This window comes from Caballeronia sp. GAWG2-1 (assembly GCF_023631405.1).
In the GTDB taxonomy this organism is placed as follows: Bacteria; Pseudomonadota; Gammaproteobacteria; order Burkholderiales; family Burkholderiaceae; genus Caballeronia.
The window spans coordinates 107,577-120,029 of record NZ_JALQDD010000002.1 but is presented as its reverse complement, the minus strand read 5'-3'; the positions used below and the strand labels follow the sequence as shown (position 1 = coordinate 120,029).

General features: G+C 63.6%; 12 protein-coding genes. 2 read left to right on the top strand and 10 right to left on the bottom strand.

The genetic code is table 11. The features are described 5' to 3' along the window. Position 1 precedes the first annotated feature (1 nt). Positions 2–649, top strand: a complete 648-nt coding sequence (locus tag NCR98_RS00935; protein WP_244826825.1) for a thiol:disulfide interchange protein DsbA/DsbL — start codon at positions 2–4, stop codon at positions 647–649. 15 nt (positions 650–664) lie between these two features. Next, on the top strand, positions 665–1,438 hold the full coding sequence (locus NCR98_RS00930) for an SDR family oxidoreductase (RefSeq protein ID WP_250525303.1): 774 nt from the start codon (positions 665–667) through the stop codon (positions 1,436–1,438). A 58-nt stretch (positions 1,439–1,496) separates the two neighbouring features. Here the strand turns inward: NCR98_RS00930 and NCR98_RS00925 are convergent, their stop codons facing one another. From NCR98_RS00925 to cheA, 10 genes are all read right to left on the bottom strand, one after another. Next, complete coding sequence (locus tag NCR98_RS00925) at positions 1,497–2,807, bottom strand: DUF3443 domain-containing protein (protein ID WP_250462714.1); 1,311 nt, start codon at positions 2,805–2,807, stop codon at positions 1,497–1,499. Positions 2,808–2,825: 18 nt separating this feature from the next. Then, positions 2,826–3,335 (bottom strand): DUF2844 domain-containing protein, encoded by a 510-nt coding sequence (locus NCR98_RS00920; protein WP_502799706.1) that lies wholly within the window; start codon positions 3,333–3,335, stop codon positions 2,826–2,828. Positions 3,336–3,656: 321 nt separating this feature from the next. Beyond that, positions 3,657–4,328, bottom strand: a complete 672-nt coding sequence (gene cheZ / locus NCR98_RS00915; protein ID WP_244827944.1) for a protein phosphatase CheZ — start codon at positions 4,326–4,328, stop codon at positions 3,657–3,659. Between the two features lie 38 nt (positions 4,329–4,366). After that, the gene (gene cheY / locus NCR98_RS00910) at positions 4,367–4,762 is read right to left on the bottom strand and encodes a chemotaxis response regulator CheY (RefSeq protein WP_244826821.1); all 396 of its coding nucleotides are present in this window, start codon (positions 4,760–4,762) and stop codon (positions 4,367–4,369) included. Positions 4,763–4,816: 54 nt separating this feature from the next. After that, entirely contained in the window at positions 4,817–5,941 is a 1,125-nt protein-coding gene (locus NCR98_RS00905) for a protein-glutamate methylesterase/protein-glutamine glutaminase (protein ID WP_244826820.1), read from the bottom strand. Next, positions 5,938–6,705, bottom strand: a complete 768-nt coding sequence (gene cheD, locus NCR98_RS00900) for a chemoreceptor glutamine deamidase CheD (RefSeq protein WP_250525302.1) — start codon at positions 6,703–6,705, stop codon at positions 5,938–5,940. Before cheD ends, NCR98_RS00905 begins: the two co-directional genes overlap by 4 nt. Continuing rightward, positions 6,702–7,631, bottom strand: a complete 930-nt coding sequence (locus NCR98_RS00895) for a CheR family methyltransferase (protein ID WP_244826818.1) — start codon at positions 7,629–7,631, stop codon at positions 6,702–6,704. Before NCR98_RS00895 ends, cheD begins: the two co-directional genes overlap by 4 nt. Positions 7,632–7,778: 147 nt before the next feature. Next, a complete protein-coding gene (locus NCR98_RS00890) occupies positions 7,779–9,596 on the bottom strand; it encodes a methyl-accepting chemotaxis protein (RefSeq protein WP_250525301.1) in 1,818 nt (605 codons plus the stop codon). Between the two features lie 46 nt (positions 9,597–9,642). Then, positions 9,643–10,161 (bottom strand): chemotaxis protein CheW, encoded by a 519-nt coding sequence (cheW, locus tag NCR98_RS00885; protein WP_244826816.1) that lies wholly within the window; start codon positions 10,159–10,161, stop codon positions 9,643–9,645. Between the two features lie 22 nt (positions 10,162–10,183). Further along, positions 10,184–12,445, bottom strand: a complete 2,262-nt coding sequence (cheA, locus tag NCR98_RS00880) for a chemotaxis protein CheA (protein ID WP_250462705.1) — start codon at positions 12,443–12,445, stop codon at positions 10,184–10,186. Between the last annotated feature and the right edge of the window lie 8 nt (positions 12,446–12,453).

Below are 12,453 nucleotides of genomic sequence, written 5' to 3'. Positions count from 1 at the left end.
CATGAAAAAACTGCTTAGCGCCCTCGCTCTTTCTTTCGGCATCGCGGCTCTTTCGCTGAGTGCGGCTAATGTCGCATCGGCGGCGCCCGTTTCGGGCAAGGACTATACGGTGCTGTCGGCGCCTCAGCCGGTCGGCGCGCCCGCGGGCAAGGTCGAAGTCATCGAATTCTTCTGGTACGGCTGCCCGCATTGCAACGAATTCGAGCCGTACATCGAGACGTGGGAAAAGAAGCAAGGACCGGACGTCGTGTTCAAGCGCGTGCCGGTTGCCTTCCGCGACGACTTCATCCCGCACTCGAAGATGTATCACGCGCTCGTCGCGCTGGGCGTCGCGGAGAAGGTCACGCCGGCCGTGTTCAACGAGATCCACGTGAAGAAGAACTATCTGCTGACGCCCGAGGCGCAGGCGACCTTCCTTGCGACTCAGGGCATCGACAAGAAGAAGTACATGGACGCGTATAACTCGTTCTCGACGCAGAGCGACATCAAGCGCGACGCCAAGTTGCTGCAGGACTACAAGATCGACGGCGTGCCTACCGTCATCGTGCAGGGTAAGTACGTCACGGGTCCGGCCGCGACCAACAGTCTGCAAGGCACGACCGACGTGATGGACTTTCTCGTTCAGCAAGTTCGCGACAAGAAGATGTAATCGACACGGGCCGGCATGAACGCAGTTCGTCTCAAGGTTTTCCTGACCGGCGCGTCGAGTGGCATCGGCCTCGCTTTAGCCGAAGAGTATGTCAAGCGCGGGGCCGAACTCGGCCTCGTCGCCCGTCGCGTCGATTCCCTCGCGGCATTCGCCGCCCGCCATCCGCAAGCCTCCATCTCGATCTACCCCGCCGACGTGCGCAACGCGAACGCGCTTGCCGATGCCGCGCGCCGTTTCATCGAAGAACACGGTCCCGCCGATATCGTGATCGCCAATGCAGGCGTAAGCCGTGGCGCCCTCACCGGCCACGGCGATCTCGAAGCCTTCCGCGCCGTCATGGACACCAACTACTTCGGCATGGTGGCCACGTTCGAGCCGTTCATCGCGTCGATGACGGCGGCGCGAAGCGGCACGCTCGTCGGTATCGCGAGCGTCGCAGGCGTGCGCGGGCTGCCAGGATCGGGCGCCTACAGTGCGTCGAAATCGGCGGCGGCGAAGTATCTGGAAGCGTTGCGTGTGGAAATGCGGCCACAAGGCGTCGCGGTCGTGACCATCGCGCCGGGCTACGTGCGCTCGGAAATGACGGCGCACAATCCCTATCCCATGCCCTTTCTCATGGACGCGGACCGCTTCGCCGGCAAGGCCGCCGACGCCATCGCGCGCAAGGTGCGCTACGCGACCTTTCCATGGCAAATGCGCATTGCGGGCATGCTGCTGCATGTCATGCCGCGCTGGCTCTACGACTTCATCTTCGAACGCGCGCCACGCAAGCCGCGCGACGGCCAATAAAAAATCCGGCAACGCGCTCAACGCTGCCGGATTTTTTTGCTTCGAACTTACTGGCCGGTCAGAACGCCACGTAAGGCGAGCTTCCCTGCGGATCGTAGCCGACATACACGTGCCGTCCGTAGAAGAACGGCATGCCGAAGTCGAAGAAGCCCGTCATGCCCAACTGACCGCCGAGACTGTCGAATGCGTACTTCCCGCCGCCCGAGGTCAGCGTGCGCGCGCTTACGAGACTGAACGGCACGGTGGCGGTATTGCCCTCGCTGCCGGTGATCGTGGCCGACAACTGTTGCTCGGAACTCGGGCAATAGAACGAACTCGTGCTCGAACAGAGCGTGAAGCTGTCCTGGAAGAAGTTGCCGTTCGAGCCGGTATCGAAGAAGGTCTGATACGTCGTGCCCTTGTAGGAGCCCGTCAGATCGCCGAATTGGTCCGTGCCGTACTTCGTGACGCCCGAAAGCGAGTTATTGCTCTGCGTGCCGATGCCGAACACCAGCGTGCCGGCGGCACTCGCCGCGCCGTTGTCTGGAATGGGCGGCAACTGCACGATCACGCCGTTGTTGTCGGTCGGAAAGCGCATGACCGGGTTGACGACCTGCTGCGCGAGCGGCACTGCCGTGCCCGTGCAGTTCGTGCCGTTCTGGCAGGAGAAGTAAGTCGCGTTGAGCGCGGAACTCACGCAGGACGTGCCGCAGTCGTAGGTCGCGGGACCGACGCCGAGAATGCCGTTCGCGCCGATATCAGCGGTCGTCGCTTCGTCATTGCCGGACGGGCAGCCGTTCATGCCGGACGGCGCCGAGGTCGAAGCCAGATCGCCGATGATCTGCAACGGCACGTTGCTCGCGACTTCGGTACCGATACGCACATCCGCCTGACGCACCGTGCCCCACGTATAGCCATCCGCGAAACCGGCGCATTCGGCGAGCTGACCGCCGTTCCCCGCGCTCGTGACAGGCAGGCTGCCCAGTACCGACTGCGCCGCCGTGTTCAGGATACGCAGGCCGTAGGAAGCGGTATCGAGCTGAATGTTGTCGATGGTCTGACATACGTTCGTGCCCGGCGCGCATACCGTCACCGACACGTTCGGAATATTGACGAAGCCCGCCACACCCGCGTTGACGCTGATCGGCACGGCATTGGTGCCGTTGGCCGCAACGGGCTGCGCGTTCGCCGTGCTGGTGGAACCGCCGCCGCCAACCGAGCCGCCGGATGAGCCGCCGCTCGAACCGCCGTTCGAGCTGGATTTGTTGTCGTCGCCGCCACCGCCGCATGCGGCGAGCGCGAACGCGAGGAACAGCGCGCCGAGCCAGCGCACGCAGTTGCGTGCGCTCGAAGAAGAGGAAGCGCCGAGGCCGAGTGTAGTTCTACGCATACTGGGTTCTCCCGTCGCTTACTGAATGTCGCTGGCGGATACGCCGGCGGGCAAGGATTGCGGCAGATAGGCGCTGCCGGCAAATGCACCCATGTGTCCGCCCGAGCGCACGACGAGACCCGAATCCTGCACGCTCACCTGACCGCGTGCGCCGCGCTCGACGCGTTGCGCGAGCAGGCCTTGCTGATACTGCGGGAAATAGCTGCCGAGCAGCGTGGCCAGGTCGGGCACACGCGGTCCGCGCCAGGCGATGCCGAACACCGTGCCCTCCGTGGACAAATACTCGTTGACGATGGTGCCGCTCGCAAGCGTGGTCGACCGGACCGTATAACTCGAAGCGCTGGCAGACGACGCGCCCGAGGCGCCCACGGCTGCGCGCACGACCGCATTCGTCGCCGTGGCGCCCGGTGGCGCGGTGAGCGGATCGCCGCCAAGCGCGGCCAATGCCGGTGCCGCGGCGCAGATGCCGAACGCTCCCGCTAGCAGAACGAAGTGTCTTTGCAGATGCCCAAGACGGGGTTGCTTCAGTGCCTTCACTGGGCCTCCTGATATTCGCTGTCCATGATGTTTGACGCCGCCGGCGCGCTCGCAAGCGGCCGGCTCATGACGTTCCGGTGACGCAAGAACCGCCGATTTGCGCACCGCCAGGGTGCCGCACAACCGTCAGTATGCCAAAGTCCTCGGAATTGTCCGAACGTTCGCCAGCACGCGCCGTTTGCGTTTTGGCGAATTGGACCGGAAACAGTGCGATTCATTCACACGAATTTAAGACGCGCGCGAAAAAACGCGACGCGCACTCTTCGTGCGCGCCGCGTCATTCGCGGGCGAGAAAGCCGCCGATGCAGGAGCTTAAAAACCCAGGCTCGCCAGCAGGTCGTCCACTTGCGACTGATCCTGCACGACATCGCTGCGGCCTTGCGGATTGATCTGCGGACCGTTGAGCAAGGCTTCCGGGCTGCCGCTCGAAGAGACGAGCGCCGCCGCCGATGCCGCGAACTGCTCGCGCCGCTCCGGTGCGATGTTTTCGAGCAGCACGCCAAGCAATTGCTGTTCGATGAGATACACGACATCCGTGATCTTGTTGATGACCTGTCCGGTCAAATCCTGGAAATCCTGCGCGAGCATGATTTCGAGCAGTTGCGCATTGGTCGCCTGCGTCTTCGCCGGAACGCTTTGCAGAAACGTGCGCGTATCCGCGAGCAATTCGCCCGCTTCGCCCTGTCCGAGCGGCGCGCCGTACCATTGCTCCCAGCGTGCATCGAGCGCCTGCGCTTCGTGCTGCATCGCTTCTTGCATCGGCTTCGCGAGTTCGATCGCGTTGAGCGCGCGCTCGGCAGCCTGCTCAGTCATCGTGGCGACGTACTTCAGGCGATCGCGTGCGTCCGGAACGGCAACGGCTGCCGCTTCCACCTGCTTGTCGAGGCCGAGTTCGCGCATCGAGTCGCGCAGCGTGCGCGTCAGTTGCCCGATGCGGGCGAGAATCCGGTCAGTGGACTGATCGTTCTCGATCTCCGCCTGCATGAGCGGGGCGGCAAAATCAGTAGTCAGATCGTTCACGATCAGCTCCCCGCTTTGGCCATCTTCTCGAGAATCTTGCTGAGCTTCTCGTCGAGCGTGGCGGCCGTGAACGGCTTAACGACGTAACCATTCGCACCGGCTTGCGCCGCCGCGATGATGTTTTCCTTCTTCGATTCCGCCGTCACCATGAGTACCGGCAAATGCGAGAGGTTGGCGTCCGCGCGAATCTGCTGCAGCATGGCGAGGCCGTCGAGGTTCGGCATGTTCCAGTCGGAGATGACGAAGTCGAAGCCGCCGCCGCGCAGTCGCGCGAGACCGGCGGCGCCATCTTCGGCTTCATCGACGTTCGAATAGCCGAGCTCTTTCAGCAGATTGCGCACGATACGGCGCATCGTCGGAAAATCGTCGACGACGAGGATCTTCATGTTCTTGTCCATCACTACTCCCGGTTGTTTCAATGCGGCGCGACGCCGCGAATCCAAAGTGAAAAATCAGACGCGCTGCACGCGTTCGCCCATCGAGGCAAGCCGCGCCATGACGCGCCGGCTCATTTCGTTGAGCGGCGCGATTTCGCTCGCACCGCCCATTGCAATTGCTTCGCGCGGCATGCCGAACACCACGCAACTCGCTTCGTCCTGCGCAAGCGTGTAAGCGCCCGCCTGCTGCATGTCGAGCAGGCCGGCCGCGCCGTCGCGGCCCATGCCGGTCAGGATCACGCCGATCGCGTTCTTGCCCGCGTGCTGCGCGGCTGAGCGGAACAGCACATCCACCGAGGGACGATGCCGGTTGACCGGCGGCGCGTCCGACAGATGCGCCACGTAGTTCGCTCCGCTGCGCGCGAGCACCAGATGCGCGTGGCCCGGCGCGATATACGCGTGGCCCGGCAAGACACGCTCGCCGTGTTCGGCTTCCTTCACCGTGATACGGCATAGTCCGTTCAGACGCTGCGCGAACGACTTCGTGAAGCCGGGCGGCATGTGTTGCGCGATCAGCACGGCGGGCGCATCGGGCGGCAGCGGCACGAGCACTTCGCGGATCGCTTCCGTTCCGCCCGTCGATGCCCCGACGATCACCAGCTTTTCCGTCGATACCAACGGGTTGTTCAAATGCGGCGCGGGCCGCACGGCGGCAGCCGACCCCGCGCTGGCGGGCGCGCTTGCCGCATGCGTGGTCTGCCGCACGCGAGCGCGCGAGGCCGCGCGAATCTTGTCGGCGAGCTTCTCCGCGTAATCGAGCATGCCGTCGCGGATGCCGACTTTCGGCTTCGTCACGAAATCCACCGCGCCGAGTTCCAGCGCGCGCAACGTGATTTCGTTGCCGCGCTCGGTCAGCGACGACACCATCACGACCGGCATCGGCCGCAGGCGCATCAACTTTTCCAGGAAGTCGAGGCCGTCCATGCGCGGCATTTCGACATCCAGCGTCAGTACGTCCGGGTTATGCAGCTTGATGAGCTCACGTGCGACGAGCGGGTCGGGCGCGGTCGCGCACACGTGCATGTCGGGCTGCGAGTTGATGATCTCGGTCATCAGGCTGCGCACCAGCGCCGAATCGTCGACGCACAGTACGTTGATCTTCGGCGTCGCCGGCTTATTGTTCGCGTTGACGATACTCATGCTTCCTCCGCCGCTCTGGTGCTGCGCGGCGCACGCGCCAGGCCGCTGCTGAATAGCTCGGCCCGGGGCTTTGCGCCCGCCGCACTCGATGCGCCGAACAGTTCCACGCGCGGCTTGCCCGTGGCGCCCGCCGCACCCGGCTTCGTGTTGAATAACTCGACCCGCGAGCGTGCCTTTGCGAGCCGCTCCGCGCGTTCTTCCGGCGTGCGTAGCACGAGCGCCTGCTCGCGCTCCACCACCACCGGCTCGTGCGCGGCCTTCAGTTTCTTGACCATCACTTGTCCCGAGCGCGGCATGAACGCCACCTTGCGCGGATGCATGCCCTGCAAATCCTCGGCGACGATACGAATCTTTTCCAGCGCGAGATAACGCCGCACGAACTCCGAATTACGATCGCCGATATTGATGGTCGTCATGCCCGCGAGCACCGCGCCGCCGCCGAACACCTTCGCTTCGAAACGCTCACGCCGTCCGCCGCGCTTGATGAGTTCGTTGATCAGCACTTCCATTGCATAGGCGCCGTAGCGCATCGAATCGGACGCCGCCGCCGACGCATCCGAACCGTCGTCGGGCAACATGAAATGATTCATCCCGCCAATGCCCGCCGTGCGATCGTTGATGCACGCCGCCACGCACGAGCCGAGCACGGTCACGAGCACCATGTCTTCGCTCGTCATGTAAAACTCGTTCGGCAGGAGCTTCACGCCCGGCTTTTGAAAGTGATTGTCGAAATACAGATTCGACGCGATCGGCAGGCCGCTCATGCCACTTCTCCCGCCAGCGCCTTCGTTTGTTTCGCCGCGCCCGCGTTCTTCATGTCGCGCGTCAGTTCATACACGGTCTGGCCGCGCAGACGGAACGCCTGCGACACGTACGTGAAGTTTTCCGAGTGTCCCGCGAACAGCAGGCCGCCCGGCTTCATCAGCGGATCGAAGCGCGACAGCACGTGCGATTGCGTCGGCTTGTCGAAGTAGATCATCACGTTGCGGCAGAAGATCGCGTCGAACGGACCCTTGATGTCGTAGCGCGCATCCGTCAGATTCACGCGGCCGAAGTTCACCATCGCGCGCAGCTCGGGACGAACCTTCACGAGGCCCGCATGCGCGCCCGTGCCCTTCAGGAAGAAACGCTTGAGGCGGTCCGCCGGCAGCGTCTTCACCTGATCGAGCGAATACACGCCGGCGTCGGCCTTGGCGAGCACCTGGCTGTCGATATCGCTTGCGAACACCGTGCACTGGCGCGCGGCGTGATCGCCGAGCGCTTCGACGAGCGTCATCGCGATCGAGTAAGGCTCTTCACCCGTCGATGCCGCCGAGCACCACACCGACACCGGTTGCTGCCGGCGCTTGGCGAAGTCCGCGAGAATCGGAAAGTGATGCGACTCGCGGAAGAACGCGGTGAGGTTCGTGGTCAGCGCATTGACGAAGGCTTCCCATTCGTTGCTGTCTTCGTTGGCTTCCAGCCGGTCCAGATACAGCTTGAACGTGTCGATGCCGCATGCGCGCAGACGGCGGGCGAGACGGCTATACGCCATGTCGCGCTTGTGGTCGGAGAGCGAAATGCCCGCGCGGCGATGAATCAGTCCGCGAATGCGAGCGAAGTCCGCTGCCGTGAATTCGAAGTCGCGTTCGACTTCGGAGCCGCGCGTGCCGGCGGCCGGGTCGATGCGTGCGTTGCGCGTTGCCGTCATGATGCTTCGTGCTTCCCTGGCGTCTTCTTCGGCGACGCGCGCCGTTGTGTCGTTGAATGCGATCTTGCGTGGCTTTGTCGTCGCTGTTCTCCGCGAACGGAGCTCATGTCGAAAGCCTGCATGGTCGCTGCTGTTTGCAAACCCGGCTTAGAAGGTTTCCCAGTCGCCGTCGTCCGCGGTCGTCGCCTTGGCGCGCGGTGCGCTCACGGCGGCTTTCGCTGCCATACGCGGCGCGGGCTTCTTCGCTGGCTGTTGCGCTTCGCTTGCCGTTACCTTGATAACGGCCGGTTCGCGCGCGACGTTAGCCTCGTGCGAAACTTTTGTGGGTTCGGCGCGCTTGAACGTCTTCGCCTTCGAGACGGCAGCCTTCGGCGACACGCGTGTAGCGGGCGCGGCAACCGTCTTGGTGCCTGCTTCGATGCGCCATTGGCCGACCACGTCCTTCAGTTGCCGCGTCTGCTCTTCGAGCGATGCCGCGGCAGCCGCCGCTTCCTCGACGAGGGCCGCGTTCTGTTGCGTGACGCTGTCCATCTGCGTGACGGCGCGATTCACCTGCTCGATGCCATCGGACTGCTCTTCCGATGCCGCGCTGATCTCGCCCATGATGTCGGTCACGCGGCGCACCGCCTGCACGATCTCGCCCATGGTTTCACCGGCGCGCGTGACGAGTTCGGAGCCGCTTTGCACCTTGCCGGCCGAATCGCCGATCAGCGCCTTGATTTCCTTCGCCGCCGCCGCGCTGCGTTGTGCAAGCGAGCGCACTTCGCCCGCCACGACCGCGAAGCCGCGTCCTTCCTCGCCTGCACGCGCCGCTTCCACGGCCGCGTTCAACGCGAGAATGTTGGTCTGGAACGCGATGCCTTCGATCACGCCGATGATGTCCACGACCTTGCTCGAACTCGATGCAATCGCGTTCATCGTATCGACGACCTGCTCGACGACCTGGCCGCCGCGCGACGCGATATCCGACGCGTTCACCGCAAGCTGGCTCGCCTGACGCGCGTTGTCCGCGTTCTGCTTGACCGTGCTCGTCAGCTCTTCCATGCTCGACGCCGTTTCCTGCAGCGACGCTGCCTGTTCTTCCGTGCGTTGCGAGAGGTCCGTGTTGCCGCTCGAAATTTCATGCGCGCCGACATCGATCGATTCCGCGCCGCGATGCACCGCACCGACCATATGCGTCAGGTCCGTTCGCATGCGTTCGATGCCCGCGAACAGACGCCCGATTTCGTTGGTGCTGTCGGTATGCGCCGACTTCGTGAGATCGCCGCGCGAGATGCGGTCGAAGTGATCGACGGCGTCGTTGATCGGCTGCACGATAAGGCCGCGCAACGCGATGCGCGTCCCGATGAGAATGAGCACCGACAACGCGAGCAGCGCGCCGATGGTCAGGCTAAGCGTCGAGATGTGCGACGCCGTGTTCGAGCGCGATTCTTCCGCGTGCTTCTGCTGGAACGCCACCGCCGCGACTACCGCCTGATCGAAGGACACGAACATCGGGCTGATCTTCGTATCCGCGATGGCGTGATACGCGGCCATGTCGTTCGCGCGGATCGCGGTGAATTCCGGCTCGACGCCCGTCTTCACGAGCGTGTCGTGCTGCGCCACGAGCTCATCGAGCGTGGTCTTCGGCAGCATCGGCTTATGGGTGTCGAGATAGAGCTTCCAGTTCTCGTTGCTCTTGTCGAGCAGATACTGGCCGCGGTCCAGCGCTTTCTTCGCTTCCGCGTCGTTGCCCGCTTCGGCGAGCGAACGCACGCGGTCGAGCGTGATGCGCGAGCGCAGCAGATACGACGAGGTCTCCGCGAGCGCGCGCATCGCGACCATGTCTTCCTGCGCGAGCGACGTGAGCGAATGGCTCGCCGAGTTCAGGCCGACGAGCGACAGCGCGCCGATCACGGCCGCGCAACTGACGAATAGCAGTCCGACGAGCGTGAGCATCGTGCGGATCGACAACTTCTTGAACATGTCTTTCTTCCCTGAGCCCGCGCTTCGGTACACGAACGCGGTTGTTTTAAGCGGCAACCGAGTCGATCAATTCCATCTCGCGGCTCGTCATGAGCTTCTCGATGTCCATCAGAATCAGCATGCGGCCATCCACGGTGCCTAAGCCCGTCAGATATTCGGAGGTCAGCGTCGCGCCGAATTCGGGCGCGGGCATTACTTGCTCTTGCGTGAGCGTGAGCACGTCGGAGACGCCGTCGACCACCATGCCGACCACGCGATGCGCGACGTTCAGAATGATCACGACCGTCTGGTTGTCGTACTCGACGCGACCCAGATTGAACTTGATGCGCATGTCCACGATCGGCACGATGATGCCGCGCAGATTGATCACGCCCTTGATGAACGAAGGCGCATTGGCAATGCGCGTCACGTTGTCGTAACCGCGAATCTCCTGCACCTTCAGGATGTCGATGCCGTACTCTTCGGCGCCGAGCGTGAACACCAGAAACTCTTGTCCGGCGGCTTCCGCGTGTTGCGCGTCGCGACGCGAAGACGTCGCGGAATGGATGTTTTGAATGTCTGCCACGGTAACTCCTTCGATGCGGGTGTTAATGAGCGTGCGCGCTGTGCTGCACACGCGATTCGCGGTTGAGCGCGGCCACGTCGACGATCAGCGCGACGCTGCCATCGCCCAGAATGGTCGCGGCTGAAATGCCGTGCACCTTGCGATAATTGGTTTCGAGATTCTTCACGACCACTTGCTGCTGGCCGACGAGTTCGTCGATCAGCATGGCGAAGCGCCGGCCTTCGGTCTGCATGATGGTGACGATGCCTTGCGTGGGCTCGGTGCGCGCGTTCTCCACGTCGAACACGGCATGCAGCGCCACGAGCGGCAGATACTCACCGCGCACGCGCACCACGCGCTCGCCGTTGGCGACCGTGTAGATGTCTTCGGCCACCGGCTGAAGCGACTCCATCACGAAGTTGAGCGGCAGAATGAAGATCTCGCTGCCGACCTTCACCGACATGCCGTCGAGAATCGCGAGCGTGAGCGGCAGCACGATCTTGGTGGTCGTGCCCGCGCCTTCACGCGACTTGATTTCGACGTGGCCGCCCATCGACTGGATGTTGCGCTTGACCACGTCCATGCCCACGCCGCGGCCGGAAATGTCCGTCACCTGTTCGGCGGTCGAGAAGCCCGGCATGAAGATGAGCTGCCACACTTCCTCGTCGCTCATCGACTCGGAAACCTGCATGCCCTGCTTCTGCGCCTTCGCGAGAATCTTGTCGCGGCGCAGGCCCGCGCCGTCGTCGCTGACTTCGATCACGATGTTGCCGCCGTGATGCGCCGCCGACAACACGAGCTGGCCGGTCGTCGACTTGCCCGCCGCGCGACGCGCTTCCACGGTTTCGATGCCGTGATCGAGCGAGTTGCGCACGAGGTGCGTGAGCGGATCGATGATGCGTTCGATCAGGCTCTTGTCCAGTTCGGTCGCCTGACCGAACGTGACGAGTTCCACGTCCTTGCCGAGCTTGCCCGCGATATCGCGCACGAGCCGGGGGAAGCGGCTGAATACGTAATCCATCGGCATCATGCGGATGGACATGACGGCTTCTTGCAGATCGCGCGCATTGCGTTCGAGCTGCGCCATGCCGTTGAAAAGACGGTCGTGCAATGCAGGATCGAACGTGCTCGTCGTTTCCGCGAGCATCGCCTGCGTGATGACCAGTTCGCCCACCAGGTTGATGAGCTGATCGACCTTCTCCACGCCGACGCGAATCGAGCTGCCTTCCGCCGATGCGGCCGCTGCCGGACGCGCCTTTTTATCGGCATCGTTCGTATTGGCGTTGGCCGGTTTCTGTGACGGTTGGGCGGCAGTCTCCGGGACCGCCGCCGTCGCCGCTTGTTGTTTTTGTTGCGCCGTGGATGCAGACGCGTCAAGCGCCTGCGATGCGTCCGGCTGTTGCTGTAGCGCGTGATGCGCCGCCGTTGCCGGCGGTACTTCGACGGACGCGGCCGGCGACTGCGCCGACTGATCCGCCGCATTGCCACGGCCGATTCCGATCTGCGATTCATCGATCACGAAGCAGCACACGGCCACGATGTCGTCGGCGCTCACGTCCGACTCGAGCCAAAGCACGAGTTCGGCGTCAGTCTTCTTTTCTCCGACGATACTTCCCAGGTTACCCAGCTCCTCGGTCAAAGTCGCCAGGTCCTTCTCGCCCACCCCCCGTAGCGTAATTTTCAGGTGGGGTCCTGCTTCCGCTGCCGATGCTGCCGCAGCGGTTCCTGCAATCGGTGCGCCGTCCGTGACTTCGAACGCGCCGTCCCACGTGCCGTCGTCCTCGATCGCTTCCGCAGCCTGCGCGATGACATGCGCGGGCGGAGCGTTCGGGCCTTCGTAGGCGGGTTCGTGTTGTTGCGCCTTCTCGATGACGGCGGCGGCTTCTTCTATCACCGGTGCCGCCGGCGCTTCCGGGTCTTCGTGCTTCAGACGCTCGAGCTTCGCGCAGATCGCGGCCGCCGCGGCCGCATCCGGCTCGGCGCTCGCGCGATACGCGGCGAGCTGGTCCGAGAGCACGTCCTTCGTCGCGAGGAAGGTATCGATCATGTCGCGGCGCAGAACGAGTTCGTTGTTGCGCGCGCGGTCCAGAAGCGATTCGAGGATGTGCGTCGTTTCCGTGAGCGCCGTAAAGCCGAAGGTCGCCGCGCCGCCCTTGATCGAATGCGCCGCGCGAAAGATCGCCGCGAGGTCTTCCGGATCGGGATTCGCAATGTCCAGAACGAGCAGCAGCTGCTCCATCTGCGCGAGCAGTTCGTCTGCTTCGTCGAAGAAGGTCTGATAGAACTGGGTAATGTCGAGTGTCATGCTTGAGT

What these genes read in the sequence shown, in the direction of transcription:
- cheD (WP_250525302.1), bottom strand. Translation starts at nt 6,705, where the DNA reads ATGAGCGGCCTGCCGATCGCGTCGAATCTGTATTTCGACAATCACTTT.
- NCR98_RS00905 (WP_244826820.1), bottom strand. Translation starts at nt 5,941, where the DNA reads ATGAGTATCGTCAACGCGAACAATAAGCCGGCGACGCCGAAGATCAAC.
- NCR98_RS00925 (WP_250462714.1), bottom strand. Translation starts at nt 2,807, where the DNA reads ATGCGTAGAACTACACTCGGCCTCGGCGCTTCCTCTTCTTCGAGCGCA.
- cheZ (WP_244827944.1), bottom strand. Translation starts at nt 4,328, where the DNA reads ATGCAGGCGGAGATCGAGAACGATCAGTCCACTGACCGGATTCTCGCC.
- NCR98_RS00935 (WP_244826825.1), top strand. Translation starts at nt 2, where the DNA reads ATGAAAAAACTGCTTAGCGCCCTCGCTCTTTCTTTCGGCATCGCGGCT.
- NCR98_RS00895 (WP_244826818.1), bottom strand. Translation starts at nt 7,631, where the DNA reads ATGACGGCAACGCGCAACGCACGCATCGACCCGGCCGCCGGCACGCGC.
- NCR98_RS00930 (WP_250525303.1), top strand. Translation starts at nt 665, where the DNA reads ATGAACGCAGTTCGTCTCAAGGTTTTCCTGACCGGCGCGTCGAGTGGC.
- NCR98_RS00890 (WP_250525301.1), bottom strand. Translation starts at nt 9,596, where the DNA reads ATGTTCAAGAAGTTGTCGATCCGCACGATGCTCACGCTCGTCGGACTG.
- cheA (WP_250462705.1), bottom strand. Translation starts at nt 12,445, where the DNA reads ATGACACTCGACATTACCCAGTTCTATCAGACCTTCTTCGACGAAGCA.
- cheY (WP_244826821.1), bottom strand. Translation starts at nt 4,762, where the DNA reads ATGGACAAGAACATGAAGATCCTCGTCGTCGACGATTTTCCGACGATG.